The sequence below is a fragment of the Parasaccharibacter apium genome (assembly GCF_002917995.1).
GTDB lineage: Bacteria > Pseudomonadota > Alphaproteobacteria > Acetobacterales > Acetobacteraceae > Bombella > Bombella apis.
This window is the reverse complement of record NZ_LMYH01000003.1, coordinates 15,825-34,048: the sequence shown is the minus strand read 5'-3', so window position 1 is coordinate 34,048 and position 18,224 is coordinate 15,825. Positions and strand designations below refer to the sequence as shown.

Here is an 18,224-nt window from a genome sequence, read left to right as displayed (position 1 = left end):
GGCCGTTTTCGTGCTTAAAGGCCGCTTTCCCTGCCGTGCGCTATGGCGGCGCAACGGCTATACCCGGCATTCCTTCGTTGGGGGAGTGCGGTCAGGCCAGCACTGGGCTGGTCCGGGTTGACCTTATCCGAAGGGAGTTTTCATGCCACTTTATGAGACCGTGCTGATTGCACGTAACGATGTCTCTCAGGCTCAGGTTGAAACCCTGGTCGAGAACATCTCCGGTATTCTTGGCGAGCACGGCGGGACCATCCGCAAGCGTGAGTTCTGGGGTCTGCGTACCCTTGCTTACCGCATCAAGAAGAACCGCAAGGGCCATTATGTCCTGCTGGGGATTGAAGCCCCGGTCGAGGCCATGAACGAGATGAGCCGTCAGATGGGCCTGCATGACGATGTCCTGCGTCTGCTGACACTCCGTGTTGATGAGATCGATGAGACACCGTCCCCGATCCTGTCCCGCAAGGATGATCGTGGTGACCGTGGGTCCCGTGGTGGGGCTCGCAGCGGTGGGCGTTATGAGAGCGGTCGTGGTGGCCGTCGTCATAACGATTCCTCAGAGACGCGCGATCACAACGCGGCTGCAGCGGAGTAAGAAACCATGTCAGACACAAATACGACACCGGCAGTCAACCCTGCCTCCCGCCGTCTGGCTGTTGGGGCACGTCGTCCCTTCTACCGCCGTCGGAAATCCTGCCCGTTCTCCGGTGCGAACGCTCCGAAGATCGACTACAAGGACGTGCGTCTTCTGAGCCGTTTCCTGTCCGAGCGTGGCAAGATCGTTCCCAGCCGCATCACGGCAGTGTCGGCCAAAAAGCAGCGTGAACTGGCGCAGGCGATCAAGCGCGCCCGCTTCCTCGCCCTGCTCCCTTACGTTGTAAACTGAGGAGCACGACATGTCCCAGACATCACTGATTCTGCTTCAGCGTGTGGAAAATCTCGGCCAGATGGGCGACGTCGTCCGTGTGAAGCCGGGTTATGCCCGCAACTTCCTCCTGCCCAAGGGCAAGGCCCTGCGTGCCACGGCTGCAAACCGTGCCCGTTTTGATAACGAGCGCGCCCAGCTGGAAGCCCAGAACATCCGCAAGCGTGAAGAGGCTGAGCGTCTTTCCGAGCGTATGCATGGCCTGAGCGTGACGCTGATCCGTCAGGCTGGTGACAGCGGCAGCCTCTATGGCTCCGTGACACCGCGTGACATCGCTGCTGCCGCTACGGCTGCTGGCCTGACAGTGGCCCGCCAGCAGGTTGTGCTGGATGAGCCGATCAAGGTTCTTGGCCTTGTGGAAGCCCGCATCATCCTGCACCCGGAAGTTTCCATCCAGATCACGGTCAATGTGGCCCGTTCTGAGGAAGAGGCCGAGCGTCAGGCCCGTGGTGAGGCCGTCGGTCATGAAGAGGAAGAGGACAACATCCTCGGTGAGCTTCATGCCGAGCAGGCTGCTGAAGAGGCTGCGGCTGAGTCCGCTGCTCTGGCAGCTGAAGGCGAAGTTGCTGAAGGCGCTGGTCACGAGGGCTGATCTTCGATCATTCCTTTCGGACATCGTCCAGAAGAACCCGGCAGGCAAGGCGCCTGCCGGGTTTTTTCTTTTTGGGGGCGGGAAGAAAGTGACGCCTTTCAGCTGATGACGTTTTTCCAGTATGCTGGGGGGCTTGCCATATTGCTGGACTATGCCAAAGTCTGAAAAAGCAGTTGAAGCAGGGGGTTGGTAGCAACAGACCTGTTTCGTTCCGAATCAGGATGGAATAACGCATGAAATCGGTTCTTGATGCTCTGCTGAAGCGCTTCATTTATTTTGGTAGCCTGTCCGTGACCTATAGCGACGGCACGGTGCGACAGTATCAGGGAGAAAGGCCGGGGCGCAGGGCTGCTGTCCGGATCCTTACAGCCGCAGCGGAGAGGGCACTGGCTCTCAAACCGGCGCTTGCCTTTGGTGAAGAATATATGAACGGCACGGTCGTGCCTGATGGCTGTTCGCTGGAGGACGTCCTGTGGGTCATCATACCCAATGTGGAGCGTGGGGGGCTGTTGAGTGAGGATATCAGCGGCAGGCTGCGTTATGTCAGCCGTGTGCTGCGCCCTCTGAACTCGCTCAAGCGTTCCCGCAGCAATGTCGCTCATCATTATGACCTCAATGGCAGCCTGTATGAGCTGTTTCTCGATAAGGACAGACAGTATTCCTGCGCCTATTTCGAGCATGATGGCATGTCGCTTGATGATGCTCAGCGTGCCAAGAAGCGGCACATTGCTGCCAAGCTGAACCTGAATCAGCCGGGGCTGGAGGTTCTGGATATTGGTTGTGGCTGGGGCGGCATGGCCCTGACGCTTGCCCGGGATTACGGTGCAAAGGTGACGGGTATTACCCTGTCCGTTGAACAGCTTCAGGTGGCCCGTAAGAGGGCACAGGATGAGAAGCTGGATCATCTTGTGTCATTTGAGCTGCTGGATTACCGGACGCTGAAAAAGCAGTTCGACCGTATCGTGTCTGTCGGCATGTTCGAGCATGTCGGGGTGCGGCAGTATGAGACCTTCTTCAACCACATCAAGCGGCTTCTGAAACCGGATGGCGTGGCGGTCATTCATTCCATCGGGCGGATGGATGGGCCGGGCATGACCAATCCGTGGATTTCGAAATATATTTTCCCCGGCGGTTATTCTCCGGCCCTGAGCGAGACACTGGCTGCACTGGAGCAGACAGGTCTGTGGTTGACGGATTGCGAGGTCTGGCGCCTGCATTACGCCAAGACACTGGCACACTGGCGGAAGCGTTTTGATGGGAACAGGGAAAAGATACGGGCCCTGTATGATGACCGTTTCGTGCGGATGTTCGAGCTTTATCTGCTGGCCAGTGAGCTGGCCTTCCGTATTCAGGGGCATATGAACTTCCAGCTTCAGATCACCCGGGGCATTGAAGCGGTACCGCTGACTCGTGATTACATGTTTGAGGCTGAAAATGCCCAGCGGGAAAAAGACAGAGCGAAGACGGGAGGTTGAGCCTGTCGATAGGTCCGTGAAGAAGAAAGCCCCCCAGATAAATGATGGGGGGCTTTCTGTTTATGTATCGTTCTGCTTTTGTTGGAGATGACAGCGGGCGAGGCTGTCAAATTCGGCAATGGAGAGCGTCTCTGCCCGTCTGGTCGGGTCGATGCCGGTTTCTTCCAGCAGTATGGCCCCCTTGATGGGTTTTAGCGCAGCCCGCAGCATCTTGCGGCGCTGCCCGAAGGCGGCTGCCGTGACCTGTTCCATGGCCTTGAACAAGGCCGGAGAAGGCTGCTCAGCATGAGGGATGATGAGCGCCACAGCTGAGTGGACCTTGGGTGGTGGTGAGAAGGCCCCCGGTGGCAGGGTCAAGGCGATGGAGCAGTCAGCGCACCATTGTGAAAGAACGGCCAGCCGCCCGTAAGCGGAGGTGCCGGGGGCGGCGCAGACCCGTTCAGCCACCTCTTTCTGGAACATCAGAGCCATGCGGGACCATTGGTCGGCCTGTCGTAGCCAGCCTACAAGAAGAGGGGTGGCGACATTATAGGGCAGATTGGCGATGATCTGTCGGGGGGCGGGGGCGAGCTGGGCCGCATCCAGCTTCAGCGCATCCTGGCGGACGATGTGCAGCTGGTCTGGATAATGGGTCTGAAGCTCTTCAAGGAGAGGCCAGGCCCGTCGGTCAATTTCAACAGCATGAACGCTTCTGGCATTGGATTGCAGCAGGGCCCGGGTCAGCCCCCCCGGCCCGGGACCGATCTCCACGACGTGACTGTCGGTCAGATTGCCGCCCAGAGCGGCAATGCGCATGCAGAGCGTGGGGTCCAGCAGGAAGTGCTGGCCGAGTGTCTTGAGGGCGTCCAGCCCATGCGCCCGGATGCTCTCCCGCAGGGAAGGAAGGGGGGGCAGGGCAGTCTCGGGTGTCATCCGTGGGACAATACGGTTTTGGCGGCCGGACGGAGCTTGATGATGGCGTGGCGGCGCAGGGAACGCTGGAGCTGCTGGGAGGCCTGCTCAACACGTTCATTCATCAGCTGGTCGGCAATCTGGCCGGGTGTCTGCTGTGCCAGATTGCGTTCTTCACGGGAGCAGACCATGATGAGCGCAATTCCATCCGGTGCCACAAGTGGGCGGGAGACATGCCCCGTGGGGATTTTCTCCACGACCTGCCGCATCTGCGGCGCAAGACGCTCCATGACCTGAAGGCCAGGATTGCTGGGGCGGGTATTGCCCAGGGAGGTGTTCAGGCTCTCCATCTCATTGCAGCTTTTGATGGTCTGGGACGCATGAAGAGCTTTCTGGAGGGAGAGCTTCTGCTGGTCTGTCGGTTCAGCTGGATTCAGGGCAGAGCTGAAGGGGAAGAAAGCCTGTCTCATGCTGAGGAGTGTCCCCATCTGCTTGCCGATGGTCCGGCGGGCATGAACAGTGACAATGGCATAACCGCCAGGAACCTTGATGGGGTTGGAGATGGCATTTTCCGGCATTTTTCTGATGACGGAAAGCACTTCCGGCTCGATGTTGTCTTCCTGCATCCATCCGCGGGAGCCCCCCTGAAGGGCGGACTGGTCCTGTGAGAACTGGGCTGCCACGATGGGAAAGGGAGCTCCGTTGCGCAGCTGTGTGATGATGGTCTTCACAAAGGAGAGTTCCGTCTCATCATGACGGGGATCAATGACAGGGATGAAGATTTCACTGATGAAATATTGCGGGCGGCCTGCTTCATTTTGAAGGGCCTGCTCACGCTGGGTGATCTGGAGGGGGGTCACACGGCTGCGAACGCCGAGGTCTTCCCGGAGAACCTGCATCCAGCCGATCTGGACACGCAGCTGGTCGATCAGGGTCGTCAGGGAGATGCCATCCGCTTTCAGGCGGTTCCGCAAGGCATTTTCCGGCATGCCATTGCGGGCCTCAATGGTGTGGATGGCCTCGGCAATCTGCTCAGGCTCGACATTGATGTGCCGGCCAAGGATTTCCTGCATTTTCAGCCGTTCATCAATCAGCTGGTTGATGAGCTGGCTGCGCATCCGTGCCATGATTTCGGGGGTGAGGGGCAGCCCGGTGGAAACGGCAAACAGCCGGGCCCGGTCTTCCACATCACGCTGTGTGAGGATCTGCCCGTTCACGATCGCAATGATCTGGTCTTCTGTCAGGGCAGAGGGAGAACCTGCCTGGTCTGATGGGGGCGCAGCTCCCTGCTTCTGGGTTGGGGCCTGCCCATGGCGGGCGGCCACGGCGCCACCGCCGACCATCAGGGCGGCGCAGGCTGTCAGGGGCAGAAGGGTGGAGCGGGAGAGACGGGAGCAGAAGGACGTGGTCAAGATCATTTTCCGAACGTACCGAGAGATCTGAGTGAAATGCTGAAGCCGACAGACAGTCTGGGGCGCCGTCCCCCAATGCGGGTGTTCTGACGGGAGACATAGAAATTTGTTGTGAGACAGTCGTTAGAGTAGCCGATTACCCCACCATTCGCCACAAATTCCTTACGGGAAATACTGCGCCGTGTGTAGTAGGCGAAATGGACATGTTTCCACCGGCCCGTGACGCCCCCGCTGATCTCGCTTGTCTTGCTGAGATAGGGATTGTTCAGGATTGTGGGGTTCAGATGTCTGAAATGCGGGGTGTAGTAATAGTAATATGATGTTATCGGCTCATAGACATACCCGGCCGACACACGCAGGAAAGGCAGCCCGGCAGAAACGAGCCCTTCCCCGTAATCGAAGCTCCGGCTGTAGGGATTGAAGCGCCCGCGGGCTGTCAGGTCGAAAAAGCGCGACGGTGTCATCTGGATCCGTCCGACAGGGTCGGAGAAGGTGTGCTGGACACCAGAATAGGCAAGATAGGCCGGACCACCACGGGTGGGGTGCTCGATGAAGCTCTCCCCGATCAGCATGTCGATGGAGCGGCCATTCCAGCTCCAGTTCTGATGCAGGCCGACATTGGCCCGCAGGCCACCATCAAGCCGGTCGGTGCCCATGTACCGGTTCAGCGCGAACAGCGTCGTATCGTTGAACTCGTAGGCGAAGCTGTCTTCATTGGGGAGCTGTCTGTGCAGGGCATTACCGGTATTGGGGGCGGCGATCAGCTGCACGATGGGCTCAAGAACCTGCGTGCCATGCCCTTTGGCAAAGGAGCGGAGAAAGGGCCAGCTGACCTTGACAGCCACCGTCGGCTGGGCCTGCCCCCGGACATGGGAGCCTGCATTTTCATAGAGCGGCTGCTCATGCATGCGGGTGGCGTGGTAGAGCATGGAGTCAACACGGGCGGTCAGCACCCATTGCTGTCCCCAACGGTTGGTCCATGGGCGATCCCATTGGAGGGCAAGCTCGCCACGCTGGTCGTTGGCACCACGCTCGCGCAGGACCACGAAATCGGTCGTGTGGATGCTCAGCCGCCCGCCGAGCCGGTCCGGCTCTCCCTGGAACTCATAGGTGAAGCGGGGCAGGGAATAGGGCAGGTCCCTGTTGTTGATGAGCCCCTGGTTCAGCCCCTGATAGACCTGCGTATCCAGCCGGAGATAGGAGCCGACCCCGAAGCCTTCCAGATAGGCGTTGGAATTGAGCGTGTCGTTGCCATAGCCTGGCAGGCTGTAGTCGCGCATGTAGTTGGCTGAGGTGGCACGATTGGCATTGAAGCCAACCCGCCAGTGCGGAGAGAGATTGAACTCGCCACGGCTGGCGATATAGGCCTGTGCGCCGTGTTCTTTCCCGCCGTTGCTGAGCTCACCAAAGGCGTTGTAGAAGGGCCGTCCCCGCAGGGTGTCATCAGCCACCCCTCCCTCAAAACGGATATAACCGTTGTTCAGGCGGTTGCGGTAGATGGTGGAAAGCTGCGGGCCGGATTTGGTGGAGACCAGCGGTGTGAAGGTGGCGTCCTGATGTCCGTCAATGACCCAGTAATAGGGCAGGCTGAAGACCGTACCCAGATAATGGTCATGGGGTTTGACATTGAAATTCAGCAGGCCACTGTGGCGTTGTGAGCTGGGATCCGTGACAGGCAGATAAGGAAAATAGAAGACCGGCACACCAAGGACATGCAGCCAGGCCCGGTCGAACTCTATGTTCTGGTTGTCCTTGTCCTGCGTCATGCCATGGGCCTTGATGTCCCAGACGGGTGAGCGCTCGGGGTGAGCCGCACAGACGGGACAGGCCGTATAGACGGGGTTGGCGAAATCCGTCACGCGGCTGTTGCTCCGGCGCATGCCGCTGCTGGAGAGTTTGGCCTCATCTGGCATGCGGACATACATGGAGGAGCTGACAGCATCTTTCATGCCGTGGGCCAGCTCGACATGGTCAGCGTAGGCGATGGTCCCGTCAGGCTGTGTCAGGGCTACATGATGGATGGCCCTGATGATGCCTGCTGCCCGGTCGTAGGTGACCGTATCAGCCCGGAGGGTCTGCTCGCCCTGCCAGAGGCGGACATTCCCCTCCAGAATGAGCAGCCCGGTTTTATCGTAGCTTTCATGGTCGGCCAGATACGTCACCGGGTCTGAGCTGGAAACACGCCCATCTGCTGAACTGTCCGTCGTCGGGCTGGAGGGCAGAGTGCGGGCATTCTTCGGGGCTTTTGCCCGGGGAGCTGTGCCCGCCATGGCTGCCGTGCTGTCGGGAGTGGTCTGCGGGGCGGGCTGGGCAGAGGCAGGAATGACCTGAAGCAGGGCCCCCAGGGCTGTTCCTGCAAGGGCCTGGCTAAGCAGTGACCGGGGCTTTCCAGCGCGGAATGGAAAGTCATCAGACAGTGGCATCAGCCATCCTCCAAGTGCAGCAGCAGGGCTGCGGCAAGACACAAACCGGCACCCGCCGGACCCCATGCAGCAGGGAACGGGGGTAGAGCTCCAGACTTTCCCAGCTGCTCGGCTATTTTGGAGACAGCAAAAAGGGCAAAGCCAGCGGTGACACCAACGCCCAGCATGCGCATGATCCCGCCCCGCCCGGCTGGGCGCATGGAAAAACCGGCGGAAACAAGCGTCATGGTGACGGCCAGCATAGGAAGGGCCAGTAGCCCTTGAAAGTGGAGACGATAAGGTATCGTGGAAAAACCGGAATGACGCAACAGTTTAATCACTCCGGGCAATGCCCAGAGGGACAGGGCATCAGCCGGAAGGGTGCGCTGTTTTAAGGTTTCCGCAGTGATTCCGGAGGGGAACAGGCTGTCATTTTTCCATTGTGGGGGATGGCCATCCGAAAGGACAAGAACGCCATGGAGTCTCCACAAGCCATCCGCAAGCAGACCTTCGGAGACTTCCATCCGCTGCTGGAGTGTCATGTCATGACCCAGCCGGAAGATGGTGATGGCCTGCCCGCGCAGGGTCCGGCCCTGCTGCTGGAGTGTGCCGATATGAAAAATGACATCACCATGGGCAGCCGGATTGCCGGGGTCCCGTATCCATAGATCGGAAAAACGGGTTCCGTCATGGTCGTGCTGGCCCCGCAGCCATGTCTTGTCCAGCTGGGCCGCCAGCCCGTAGCTGAAGGAGGAAAGGGGCGACAGCCCGGCACTGACGGCAAGTCCCATCAGCGCGGCACAGAGCGCAGGGCTGGTGAGAACCTGCCAGGCGGATATTCCCGCCGCCCGTGTTACGACAAGTTCGGAAGACCGGGCCAGACGGGAGAAGCAGATCACACCCCCCAGCAATATGGCAAAGGGCAGGATATAGATCACATAATACGGCACGTGCAGGGCGGTGATTTCCAGCACGCGCATGAGGCCAGCCTCTGGATGGGCGGCAGCCCGACGGAGGAGGTCGATGAAGTCAAACAGGGAGATCAGTCCGGTCAGGGCCAATAGGGTCAGGCACGTTGTCATGACGAACCGGCGGCCGACATAACGGGCAAGAGTGAAAGAGAAACCGGAATGGACCATGGGGGCGCAGCGCTCTCTGTCGTGTCGGGCTAGCGGGAGGCCGGGGAGGGAACAGGGGCGGCGGACAGCCTGTAACGGCGGGTGGCATCCCACAGCAGAAGCCCTCCCCCGAGGGTAATGGGCAGCAGAACCTCCGTCCATAGCAGGGGCACGAGTGATGGGTCTCTTTCCGCCAGATTCTTGAGCATCAGGGACAGGATCATCAGCCCCACGACGCTCAGGATGGCCACTGTTGGCCGGATGATGTTGCCATGGCGGCTGAAACGCCCCCGCAGCACGCAGAGCAGTCCGATCATGCCGTAGGACAGGCAGGCCAGCGGGCCGGTCAGGCGTGTCCAGCCTTCGATGAGCAGCTTGTTGCGTGCATGGGGGGACAGATCGCCCTGTGGGTGGAAAAGCTGGGACATGGTCAGTTCCGCCACGTCCGGGCTGAGGGCCTGGTCATGTGGGGAGCCGAAATCCAGCGTTTCAAGCTGGAAGAGCAGGGTACTCAGTTCCCCGGTCCGGCGGTTGAGTGTCTGGCGGGAGCCGTTATGCAGGATCAGGCGCAGCGTATTGCCGTGCGGCTCTGCCAGCCCATCCTCGGCAAGGATGGTCACGGGATTGGCCGGAACCCGGTTGTCCTCAATCATGATACCACCAAAACTGTCATCGCTGCGGCGTTCGCGGACATAAACGGTCATGGCTTTCGAGATGGGGGTGAAGACCCCTTCTTCCAGCAGGAAGGCGGCCGCCCGGTTGCGGATTTCCAGCTCATACCGGTGGAAGTGATGATAGGCGAGAGGTGCCCCCCACAGGCTCAATCCATAAGCTGTCAGAGTGGCAAAACCGGCGCAGAGCAGGCCGGGGCAGGCCAGTCGTAGAGGGGACAGACCGGTAGCCTGGAGGATGGTCAGTTCCCGGTCACTGTCCAGCCGCTGATAGACCCAGAGAATGACGAGGAAGCAGGTCACCGGCAGAATGACGGTGATGAAGGAGGGGAGCATCAGCAGGGTCAGATGCAGGAAGGCTGGCAGGGAGAGACCGTGCTGGACGATCATGCCGATGAAATGCAGCGACTGGGTCAGCCATATCAGGGCAGTGGCTCCGCCCGTCAGGGCGGCCAGTCCCAGAAGCAGGTGCTGGAGGATGTAACGTTCCCGCAGGGGGAGGAGCCTTTCGGGTTTTATGAGGCGCCCGCCCCTGCCTGCATGGAGCCGGGCCATGTCAGGTTGGGGGAGCGGCAGAATCCGTCGGGCGGGGAGCGGCCGCCCGTTTCAGCCTGTCTTTCAGGGCACGGCCCAGCCCGGCATCCGGCAGGGGAGCCACGGCTATGCCGGCCAGTCCCTGCCGGCTGGCAGACTGGTCCAGCTGGCGCAGGCTGGCAAACAGGCGGCGGGCAGCTTCTTCCACATTGCCATCGGGGCTGAGATTGAGGGTGAGGCTGGAGGAAACTGTCTCAGCCTGTGTGTCCCCAAAGGTCAGGAAGGCCTCATCGGGTTGGGCGTGGGTAGCATCCAGCCTGACAGGCAGGGACGGTGCATAATGGGATGACAGCTGCCCCGGGGCGTTGGGGTGGCTGGTGCCATCAGCTGCGCCAGCATGGTCGGCCACAATGATGGGACCGCAGATTTCCTGCAACTCTTCCAGCGTCACGCCTCCAGGGCGGCGGAGTATGGGGTGGGACCCGGAGAGGTCCAGCACGGTGCTTTCCAGCCCGACGGCACAGGGCCCCGTGTCCAGCACGGCATCAATCCGGCCTTCCAGCTCGTCCAGAACGTGACGTGCGGTGGAAGGGCTGACCCTGCCGGAACGATTGGCGGAAGGAGCCGCAATGGGAGCCCCGGCCAGGCGGAGCAGGTCTTCCACCGCACGGCCTTTGGGAACACGGACCGCCAGCGTTTCCAACCCTGCGGTGACCGCCTGTGCAATACGGCTCTTCGCATGGCGGGGCAGGATGAGTGTCAGCGGCCCGGGCCAGAAACGCTGGGCCAGACGTCGGGCCATGTCATGCAGGGGAATGGCCATGTCGGCCTCGGCAAAGGCGGCATCAGCTGAAGCGAAATGACTGATGAGGGGATTGAAGGATGGGCGTCCCTTTGCCTTGAAGATACGCTCCACTGTCCGCTGTGAGGTGGCCAGCCCTCCCAGCCCGTAGACCGTTTCCGTCCCGAAGGCGACCAGAGCCCCCTGCCGGAGCAGCCGGGCTGCACGCCGGATACCATCATGGTCCTGGTCGAGCCGTTCTGTGCGGTGATGGGAGGAGGCAGTATGGGGCATGGTGATGATACCGGGTGATGAAGCGGGGAGGGGGAGAGAGTTGGGAGGGAAAGGTCAGTCCTGCGAATAGCCGGTGCAGAAGAAGGGGGAGTTGAGCCAGCCCTTTTTGCCGTAGCGCAGTGTCTGGCCTGCATCGTCCAGCAGGTGCCCGCCTGCGGCTTCCAGGATGGCCTGCGGGGCAGCGGTGTCCCATTCCATGGTCGGACCGAAGCGGGGGTAGAAATCAGCCTTGCCCTCGGCAATGAGGATGATCTTGGCGGCAGACCCCATGTGCGTGACGGACTGGACATGCCGCCCGGCCAGCCATTTTTTCAGCAGGGCCTCGGATGTGTGGTGAGATGATGTCAGAACCCGCAGCCCATCCGGTCCCGGCTCTGTCGTCCTGATGGGGTGGCGCTGCGTGCCGATCAGCTGGAAGGCTCCCTGCCCGATACCCCCGCCATACACGCCCTGTCTGGCGGGCAGGGCCACGGCACCCAGCACGGGCCTGTTGTTGCGGATCAGCCCGATATTGATGGTGAAATCTTCCCCTCCGGCGGCGAACCCCCGTGTGCCATCAAGGGGATCAATCAGCCAGTAGCTGTTGCCCGCCGGGACATGGATGCCCGCGGCATGTTCCTCTTCCGCAATGGCGGGGATGGCCGGGCAGGCGTCCCGCAGGCGGGCGAGGATGTGGCGCTCCGATGCCTTGTCTGCTTCCGTGACAGGCGAGGAATCGGCCTTGATCTCGGTCTGGAACCCACGGTCACGGATCTCTCTTACGATCCCGGCGGCTTCGGTGGCAATTTCCAGAGCCAGCGTCAGCAGCTCATGGTCGTGTGGGAGGGTCTCGGGGGAAACAGTCATGGCAACAGGTTACCGTATTATGGATCATTCGTCACTTCTCCTCTTCTCTGCTATGATGGGCGGACTGAAAAGAGGAAGTCCCATCCCGTCACGCTCATGTGAGGCTGGTCCGCCAGTCCTGGCCGGGGCTGTGGCTTTCTTTGCAGATGAGGGCAGGGTCCATGCTGTTCCTGCAGAAGGTGGGGCCTGCCAGAAGAATGAAACAGGATGATCATGATCGATATTTCTTTTACAGCAGCAGCCCGCCCGGAAGATGGTAATGGCCTTTCCGCTGTTCTGCTCTGTCATGGAGCGGAGTTTGCACAGGGTGCCGTGTTCCGCCAGCATGATGAGGCCCTGGGCGGTGCCCTGTCCCGTGCTGTTTCCTTGCGGGACTTCTCTGGCAAGGCCGGACAGACTCTCAGCCTGACAGCTCCATCAGCGGCTGTGGCGCAGTTCCACCTTCTGGGCTGCGCCCCGGCGGATGATGAGCCGCAGAGTGTTGGGACGGCGGCCCGGAGTGCCGGGGGTGAGGCTGTGAAACTGCTGAAGGCCAGCGGTGTCGAGGCGCAGGACGCTGCCTTGCTGCTGGAAGCCGGGCAGGCGCCGCTGGCGGCGGAAATCGCCCTGGGTGCCCAGCTGGGCAGCTATCGGTTTGACCGTTACAGAACGGTAAGCAGCAGGACACCGGCCCTTCAGGCACTGCATGTGGTCCTGCCTGATGCTGGACAGCTGGCAGAGGCCCGGGCAGGCTGGAAGGAGCTGGAAGGGCTTGGCAGAAGTGTTTTCCTGACGCGAGACCTCGTCAACGAGCCCGCCAATGTCCTTTTCCCGGAGGAATTTGCACAGCGCATCAAAGAGCTGGAATCTCTGGGGCTGGAGGTCGAGGTGCTGGACCGTGCCCGGATGGAAGAGCTTGGCTTTGGGGCCCTGCTGGGCGTGGCGCAGGGCAGCGAGAAGCCGCCTTTCACCGTCATCATGCGGCATAGGGGGGCTGCCGGGACTGACAGTGCGCCGCTGGCCTTCATCGGCAAGGGTGTGACCTTTGATTCCGGTGGCATTTCCATCAAGCCCGCTGCTGGCATGGATGAAATGAAGATGGACATGGGCGGTGCTGCCGCTGTTGTGGGCGTGATGAGCGCTCTGGCCCGCCGGAAGGCACCGGTCAATGCCGTGGGGGTTGTCGGCCTTGTGGAAAACATGGTTTCCGGGGCGGCCCAACGTCCGGGTGACATCGTGAAAAGCCATAGCGGGCAGACCATCGAGGTGCTGAATACTGATGCGGAAGGGCGTCTCGTTCTGGCGGATCTCCTGTCCTACACACGGCAGACTTTTGAACCGGCCCTGATGGTCAATCTGGCCACGCTGACAGGGGCCATTGTCGTGGCTTTGGGCAGCGATCATGCTGGGCTGTTCAGCAATGATGACCAGCTTGCCAGTGCGTTGGCCCAGGCTGGTGAGGAAAGCGGTGAGACCCTGTGGCGCATGCCGATGGGGGCTTCTTACAATCGCCGGATTGATTCCGATATTGCCGACATGAAGAACATCGGGGGACGGCCGGGCAGTTCCATTCTGGCAGCCGAATTCCTGAAGCGTTTTGTCGGGGATACACCCTGGGCTCATCTGGATATCGCCGGCACAGCGTGGGCAGAGCAGGCTTCTGCCATTACCCCTAAAGGTGCCAGTGGGTTTGGTGTACGGCTGCTGGACCGGTTTGTCCGGTTGCATCAGGAGAGAACGTCCCGGCACTGAGGGATGGAGAGACGGGCAGTCCCCGCAGGGGGGCATGTCCGGGCTGGCCCTTGCTGGTTTCCCCCCTGTGGGAAAGGAAACCGGCAAGGGCTTTTCATGAAAGAGGCATGACATGCAGGAGCCGTCTGATGGGCTGGTCACGCACAGGGTGTATCCGCCGCAGGACGTGCAGGTGGGGTTCTATCATCTGACACGGACGTCTTTTGAAGCCGCCCTGCCTGCCCTGCTGAACCGGACGCTTGAGGCTGGCGAGCGTGCCGTGATCCGCTGTCAGGATGCCGGGCAGGTCAAGATGCTGGACGAGGCCCTGTGGGCCACGCCTGCCGGTGTCTGGCTGCCACATGGCAGCCGTGCGATGGGCCATGCGGACCGCCAGCCTGTCTGGCTGACAGCGTGTGATGAATTACCCAATGGCGGCGCCTTCCTGTTCCGCATGAATGGGGCCTGGGATGGGGCGCTGACGGGGTTCAGGAGGATTTTCGACCTGTTCAACGGGCATGACGGGGACGCCGTCCAGCAGGCCCGTCTGCGCTGGAAAGAGATGAAACAGGCCGGATACCGCCTGACATACTGGCAGCAGGACGCCAGAGGTTGGAGAAGGGCAGGGTAAAGCCGGACATGTCGTTTCATGACCCTTTCATGGTCTGTCTGCTGGTTTTTATGGCCGTGCTGCTCTGTGGGGAGAGGCATGTCCGCATTTTTGTCAGCGGGCTCTGGCGTTCCGTGCCACTGGCTCTCTGGCGGCGGGGCGGCTGCCACATGGCAGGCATGGTCGTGGCCATGCTGGCGCTGGCAGTCTCGCACCATGTGGGGGCGGCGGCCTGTCTGGTGGCCGTGTCGCTCACCCTCATGGGAGGAGGGACCGTTTTTCAGCCCGTCTGGGGGATTCCGGCGCTGGTTGGGTATGGTCTGCTGCCTGATGGGGCAGGGGGCGTGGGGTTGATGGCCGTCTGTCTCTGGGCTGCGGGCCGGGCCGGCAGCGATGGGGCGGCCCGTCTGGTCGCCCTGTTCCTGCTGCTGGGGCTGGGGCATGGGCTGGCTGCTCTGCATCCTCTGGGGTGGGTTCTGGCCGCTGTCGGTCTGGCGGGGGTATGTCTTCTGGCCGGGGCGTGGCCGGACCGGCTCTCCCTGTATCGGCACTGTCGGTTGGTGCGGCCCGTGCTTCTGTTGGGCATTGTGGAAATTTCACGCCAACAGGGCATGGACCTTGGGGTGGAGGGTGCCCTTTTTGCGCTTCTGCTGGACCTTGTCTGTCAGTCTCTGGCTGTGATCTGGCACCGGGCGGCCCTGCTGCTGTTGCCAGCTCCGCCGTTGCCGGGATTTGTCGTAGGGTGGGTTGGTCTTCATGCGGCTTTGGGGTTGAGCAGCAGTACGGAAGGATGGACCGTGGTGGGCTGTTTGCTGGGGGTGGCCATCATGGGGCTTGCCTGTGGGGATGGCATGGTGCTGCTGGGTGAAGGTGCGGCCGTCCTGCCAGAGGAGCGCCGCCGGTCCTGGATATGGGGTCTCTTTCTGGCCATGGGGCTGCCTTCGGCCTGTGGCATGGTGGCAGGCTGGATGACGGGCCATGGTGCGGGTTGGGCGGCCTGGTTGTATGGCCTGTCCGGTGGTGATGGCAGTCTGATGGCTCTGCCGCTGTTCTGGGCGGGCCTGCTGCCTCTCTGGTTCTGCCTGTCCCGTGGGCGCTGGCGTGATGGGCCGGATGCTGGCCTGCAACGGGATGGAGGGAGCAGCCCCATGCTGGGTAGTCTCCAGCCTTACATGCAGGCACAGCCTGTCCGTCCCCGGGGCCTGCGGCGGTGGTTGATGCGGGGGCAGCGGCAGGTTCGCAGTGTTCGTCTTTCCGCAAGGGAGATTCTGTCCCTTCTCCCTGTGCAGGAGCCGGAAGCAGTTTTCTGGCTTGTCTTTCTGGGGGGGGTGCTGGTTGTCATGGGGCTGGCGCAATGATGGGCATGGTTCTGCTTTCTGGCCTTCGTGTTCTGCTGGAGCTGAGCCTTCAGCTGGCCGTGATCCTGCTTCTCCTGCCGGCAATGTTCTGGCTGGGGGAGGATGTTCCGGCCCTGCTGGTTGGCAGGGCTGTGGCACCATTGCGGGAGAGATATGGCCGGATGGCTGCATTCTGGCGGCTGACCCTGCGGCATGGCCTGCCGCTGGAGGATGGGCTGATGCTGGCTCTGGGGCTGCTGGTGCTGCTCTGTCTGGCCGGTTTGTCCATCGTCATGCCGGATGTCGGTGCCGTGATGGGTGCATGGCTGGCGGACCCGTTGCTGATGGGGAGTGTTCTGCTGGCTGGCGCTTTCTGGGCTGTCCCGGGGCCGCTCTGGTGGATGCATGGACGCTGCTGCCTGGTCCTCTGTCTGACAGAAGCTTTCATCGTGCTGGCGGCTCCGGGTGTGACCGGCCTGCGGGGTGTGCAGCAGCTTTTGCTGGCGGCACCGGGGTCCAGTCTGGCTGGGACAGCCCTCTGCTGTGCCGTGGCGCTGGCCCTGACGACCTCCCTGCCGGATCGCCAGACACTGGCTGATGACATGGTGGCGAGGGGCCAGCCTGTTGGCCGGTTGGCACGGGATCAGCGACAGGTGATCGTGGGCGTGTATCATGCTGGCTGGTCGCTGCTTCTGGGGGATCTTCTGCTGCCTGTCCTGTTTGGTCTGGAGGGGCCGGGGGGAGTTCTCGGGCTGTCTGTCAGGTTCGTGGGGGGGAGTGTTCTGGTAGCTCTGGGGCAGATGACAGGCATGAGACGGCATGGACGGTTTGTGGCCCTTCTGCTGGGGCTGGCCGGGTTGATGGCGCTCGCCGGGAGGTTTGCCGTATGATGGCCGGGTTTGCCTGCGCACTGGTATTCGTTCTGCTGAGGCTGGGGCGGGATGGTCGCTGGCTGCCGCTTTATGGCGGGTTCTGCGCCATCATTGCGGGGACATCCGGTACGGGAGGGCTGGCAGGTCTCTGTGCCCTGCTGCTGCCGGTCTTCAATCTGATCCTGTGGGGGCTCGTGCGGCATTTTGCTGTTGGCCAGCAAGGGCGTCTCCTTGCCAGTGGGCGGGGTTTGCTGCCTGTCGTGATGACATTGCTCCTTCAGGTTGTTCTGGCTTTCTTTGGGGCAGGTCTCGGACTGGTGCCGACTTTTGGCATCGGTCTGGTGCTGGCCGGTTTGTGTGCAGCAGCCTGTGGTGTGGCTCTGGCCCAGTTCTGCGGGCTGATCATGGCTGTGGATGGCCTCATGGTGATGGCGGCCATCCTGCCTTCATGGGGGCTGTTCGTGACGGCTGTGGCACTCTGGGCGGTCATGGTGTTCCTGGCACTTGTGCTTCTGCCCCGGCTGGCCTGGTTGCGGGTGGAGGAAGGGTGATGATGCTGGCTGCCGCGTCTTTCTCTTCCGGACTGTTTGCGTCTCCTGTGCTGTTCGGGCTGATGTGCTGGCCGTTTCTGGTGGTCTGGGTCCTGTGGGCTTCACGCCGGCCCGATCAGGCCAGCTTCATGGCACGGCTGGGATTGGGTCTCAGTGGCCTGGCCCTGTTGGGCTGTTCGTCCGGCATGACGTGGGGACAGGAGGTCTGTCTGGCCATGGAGGCCTGTGTACCGGCGCTGCTCTTTGTTCTGCGGGGCAGAACTGAACCGATCACGGGGACGGCGTCCTTCAGGGAAGGGATGAGCGTCTATCTGCCCTTTCTGGTAACAGGTTGCGTGTTTATGGGGCTTCTGCTGCGCCCCCCTCTGGCAGCCCTGTTTTTTGATGGTGCCGGGACTGTCCTGCTGGCCTGGTGGGATGGCCGGGCAACCCGGCGGGCCATGCCTGCCTGGGAGGTGGTCCGTCTGCGGCTGAGTGGCCTGATACTGGCGGGGCTTGGCTTTGCAGTGATGCAGGGAGGGGGTGTGTTTTCCAGCAGCGAGAGTGCAGCCCAGGTTGGGCAGGTTCTGGCGCTGACAGGGTTGTGCATGATGGCGGGGTTGGGGAGTGCCGTGTCCAGCCGGGCAGAGCTGGTCCTGCTGGATGCGGGGCTGCGTTTTGTTCCGCTGTTTCTTATGGCGTTGCTGGCCGTGACCCCTTTCATGCGGCACCTCATGGTGGTGGCTGGACTGCTGGCTCTGGCAGGCACGTTTCTGGGGCGACAGGGCAGTTTTCCACTTCTTTCATGGATGACGGGTTTGGGCGTGCTGGCTGCGGGAACAGGGCAGATGCCATGCCTTCTCCTGCTTTATGGGGGCGCCCTGCTCGCCACGGCCCTGCGGCTGGGATGTGATGGCCTGCTTCTGGGAGGTGTGGCTGCCCTGCCGGTGCAGATGGTCCTGCCCGTCATCATGATCGTACTGGCTGTCATGGCGCCGCTGCTGGGCTGGCCGGCCCTGCTTGGGCTGCTGGCCTGTGTGATGCTGGGATTCCGGCATCTGGAGCTGGAAACCATGCCGCAGGGTGTTCTGGCCGTTTGGCAGCGTGGTGGCTGGGTGATGCGGGAGCTCCTTCTGCTGCTGGTTCTTCTGGCCCTGCTGGCCGTTGCGCTGCTGGTCTGGGGAGGCATGCTGGTTCCTCCCTTGCCTGACCTGAAAGGACATTGAA

At 61.7% G+C, this 18,224-nt stretch carries 17 protein-coding genes; 10 read left to right on the top strand and 7 right to left on the bottom strand.

Features of this window, described 5'->3' with window-relative positions:
* The first annotated feature begins 142 nt into the window (after positions 1 to 142).
* From rpsF to ASO19_RS00820, 4 genes are all read left to right on the top strand, one after another.
* Positions 143 to 592: a 30S ribosomal protein S6 gene (rpsF, locus tag ASO19_RS00835; RefSeq protein WP_043557894.1), complete on the top strand. Its 450-nt coding sequence runs from the start codon at positions 143 to 145 to the stop codon at positions 590 to 592.
* A gap of 6 nt (positions 593 to 598) precedes the next feature.
* A complete protein-coding gene (rpsR, locus tag ASO19_RS00830; RefSeq protein ID WP_043557896.1) occupies positions 599 to 883 on the top strand; it encodes a 30S ribosomal protein S18 in 285 nt (94 codons plus the stop codon).
* Between the two features lie 10 nt (positions 884 to 893).
* Complete coding sequence (rplI, locus tag ASO19_RS00825) at positions 894 to 1,514, top strand: 50S ribosomal protein L9 (RefSeq protein ID WP_043557897.1); 621 nt, start codon at positions 894 to 896, stop codon at positions 1,512 to 1,514.
* 233 nt (positions 1,515 to 1,747) lie between these two features.
* Positions 1,748 to 2,989: an SAM-dependent methyltransferase gene (locus tag ASO19_RS00820; protein ID WP_043557898.1), complete on the top strand. Its 1,242-nt coding sequence runs from the start codon at positions 1,748 to 1,750 to the stop codon at positions 2,987 to 2,989.
* Positions 2,990 to 3,049: 60 nt separating this feature from the next.
* Here the strand turns inward: ASO19_RS00820 and rsmA are convergent, their stop codons facing one another.
* Genes rsmA through ASO19_RS00785 form a run of 7 tightly spaced genes read right to left on the bottom strand, consistent with a single transcriptional unit; the run spans position 3,050 to position 11,938 of the window.
* Positions 3,050 to 3,901 carry a 16S rRNA (adenine(1518)-N(6)/adenine(1519)-N(6))-dimethyltransferase RsmA gene (gene rsmA, locus ASO19_RS00815; RefSeq protein ID WP_103765208.1) on the bottom strand — a complete coding sequence of 284 codons (852 nt, stop codon included), beginning with the start codon at positions 3,899 to 3,901 and terminating at the stop codon, positions 3,050 to 3,052.
* Positions 3,898 to 5,298 (bottom strand): peptidylprolyl isomerase, encoded by a 1,401-nt coding sequence (locus tag ASO19_RS00810; protein ID WP_373364565.1) that lies wholly within the window; start codon positions 5,296 to 5,298, stop codon positions 3,898 to 3,900. Before ASO19_RS00810 ends, rsmA begins: the two co-directional genes overlap by 4 nt.
* Positions 5,295 to 7,715, bottom strand: coding sequence for an LPS-assembly protein LptD (locus ASO19_RS00805; protein WP_103765207.1), 2,421 nt, complete (start codon positions 7,713 to 7,715; stop codon positions 5,295 to 5,297). The genes ASO19_RS00810 and ASO19_RS00805 overlap by 4 nt, the downstream gene beginning before the upstream one ends.
* The gene (gene lptG, locus ASO19_RS00800) at positions 7,715 to 8,833 is read right to left on the bottom strand and encodes an LPS export ABC transporter permease LptG (RefSeq protein ID WP_081562877.1); all 1,119 of its coding nucleotides are present in this window, start codon (positions 8,831 to 8,833) and stop codon (positions 7,715 to 7,717) included. Before lptG ends, ASO19_RS00805 begins: the two co-directional genes overlap by 1 nt.
* A gap of 29 nt (positions 8,834 to 8,862) precedes the next feature.
* Positions 8,863 to 10,038 (bottom strand): LptF/LptG family permease, encoded by a 1,176-nt coding sequence (locus ASO19_RS00795; protein WP_081562878.1) that lies wholly within the window; start codon positions 10,036 to 10,038, stop codon positions 8,863 to 8,865.
* A 1-nt stretch (position 10,039) separates the two neighbouring features.
* Positions 10,040 to 11,092 (bottom strand): L-threonylcarbamoyladenylate synthase, encoded by a 1,053-nt coding sequence (locus ASO19_RS00790; RefSeq protein ID WP_043557902.1) that lies wholly within the window; start codon positions 11,090 to 11,092, stop codon positions 10,040 to 10,042.
* A gap of 54 nt (positions 11,093 to 11,146) precedes the next feature.
* Entirely contained in the window at positions 11,147 to 11,938 is a 792-nt protein-coding gene (locus ASO19_RS00785) for a 3'(2'),5'-bisphosphate nucleotidase CysQ family protein (protein ID WP_043557903.1), read from the bottom strand.
* Between the two features lie 213 nt (positions 11,939 to 12,151).
* On the opposite strand from ASO19_RS00785, the gene ASO19_RS00780 reads away from it, so the two are divergent.
* The 6 genes from ASO19_RS00780 (at position 12,152) to ASO19_RS00755 (ending at position 18,223) form a co-directional block, all read left to right on the top strand.
* Positions 12,152 to 13,669 (top strand): leucyl aminopeptidase, encoded by a 1,518-nt coding sequence (locus ASO19_RS00780; protein WP_103765278.1) that lies wholly within the window; start codon positions 12,152 to 12,154, stop codon positions 13,667 to 13,669.
* Positions 13,670 to 13,781: 112 nt separating this feature from the next.
* Positions 13,782 to 14,279, top strand: a complete 498-nt coding sequence (locus tag ASO19_RS00775) for a DNA polymerase III subunit chi (RefSeq protein WP_086442027.1) — start codon at positions 13,782 to 13,784, stop codon at positions 14,277 to 14,279.
* A gap of 8 nt (positions 14,280 to 14,287) precedes the next feature.
* Positions 14,288 to 15,616 carry a hypothetical protein gene (locus ASO19_RS00770; protein ID WP_103791287.1) on the top strand — a complete coding sequence of 443 codons (1,329 nt, stop codon included), beginning with the start codon at positions 14,288 to 14,290 and terminating at the stop codon, positions 15,614 to 15,616.
* Between the two features lie 5 nt (positions 15,617 to 15,621).
* Positions 15,622 to 16,485, top strand: a complete 864-nt coding sequence (locus tag ASO19_RS00765; RefSeq protein WP_146046898.1) for a hypothetical protein — start codon at positions 15,622 to 15,624, stop codon at positions 16,483 to 16,485.
* A complete protein-coding gene (locus ASO19_RS00760; RefSeq protein WP_043557906.1) occupies positions 16,482 to 17,018 on the top strand; it encodes a hypothetical protein in 537 nt (178 codons plus the stop codon). Before ASO19_RS00765 ends, ASO19_RS00760 begins: the two co-directional genes overlap by 4 nt.
* Complete coding sequence (locus ASO19_RS00755; protein WP_103765205.1) at positions 17,018 to 18,223, top strand: hypothetical protein; 1,206 nt, start codon at positions 17,018 to 17,020, stop codon at positions 18,221 to 18,223. Before ASO19_RS00760 ends, ASO19_RS00755 begins: the two co-directional genes overlap by 1 nt.
* Position 18,224 lies beyond the last annotated feature (1 nt).

Excerpts from the sequence above, each read along its gene's own strand:
- rpsR (WP_043557896.1), top strand. The coding sequence starts at position 599 with ATGTCAGACACAAATACGACACCGGCAGTCAACCCTGCCTCCCGCCGT.
- ASO19_RS00795 (WP_081562878.1), bottom strand. The coding sequence starts at position 10,038 with ATGGCCCGGCTCCATGCAGGCAGGGGCGGGCGCCTCATAAAACCCGAA.
- ASO19_RS00765 (WP_146046898.1), top strand. The coding sequence starts at position 15,622 with ATGGTTCTGCTTTCTGGCCTTCGTGTTCTGCTGGAGCTGAGCCTTCAG.
- ASO19_RS00805 (WP_103765207.1), bottom strand. The coding sequence starts at position 7,715 with ATGCCACTGTCTGATGACTTTCCATTCCGCGCTGGAAAGCCCCGGTCA.
- rsmA (WP_103765208.1), bottom strand. The coding sequence starts at position 3,901 with ATGACACCCGAGACTGCCCTGCCCCCCCTTCCTTCCCTGCGGGAGAGC.
- ASO19_RS00770 (WP_103791287.1), top strand. The coding sequence starts at position 14,288 with ATGTCGTTTCATGACCCTTTCATGGTCTGTCTGCTGGTTTTTATGGCC.
- ASO19_RS00775 (WP_086442027.1), top strand. The coding sequence starts at position 13,782 with ATGCAGGAGCCGTCTGATGGGCTGGTCACGCACAGGGTGTATCCGCCG.
- ASO19_RS00810 (WP_373364565.1), bottom strand. The coding sequence starts at position 5,298 with ATGATCTTGACCACGTCCTTCTGCTCCCGTCTCTCCCGCTCCACCCTT.
- ASO19_RS00760 (WP_043557906.1), top strand. The coding sequence starts at position 16,482 with ATGATGGCCGGGTTTGCCTGCGCACTGGTATTCGTTCTGCTGAGGCTG.
- ASO19_RS00790 (WP_043557902.1), bottom strand. The coding sequence starts at position 11,092 with ATGCCCCATACTGCCTCCTCCCATCACCGCACAGAACGGCTCGACCAG.
- ASO19_RS00785 (WP_043557903.1), bottom strand. The coding sequence starts at position 11,938 with ATGACTGTTTCCCCCGAGACCCTCCCACACGACCATGAGCTGCTGACG.
- rpsF (WP_043557894.1), top strand. The coding sequence starts at position 143 with ATGCCACTTTATGAGACCGTGCTGATTGCACGTAACGATGTCTCTCAG.
- ASO19_RS00780 (WP_103765278.1), top strand. The coding sequence starts at position 12,152 with ATGATCGATATTTCTTTTACAGCAGCAGCCCGCCCGGAAGATGGTAAT.
- rplI (WP_043557897.1), top strand. The coding sequence starts at position 894 with ATGTCCCAGACATCACTGATTCTGCTTCAGCGTGTGGAAAATCTCGGC.
- ASO19_RS00820 (WP_043557898.1), top strand. The coding sequence starts at position 1,748 with ATGAAATCGGTTCTTGATGCTCTGCTGAAGCGCTTCATTTATTTTGGT.
- lptG (WP_081562877.1), bottom strand. The coding sequence starts at position 8,833 with ATGGTCCATTCCGGTTTCTCTTTCACTCTTGCCCGTTATGTCGGCCGC.
- ASO19_RS00755 (WP_103765205.1), top strand. The coding sequence starts at position 17,018 with ATGATGCTGGCTGCCGCGTCTTTCTCTTCCGGACTGTTTGCGTCTCCT.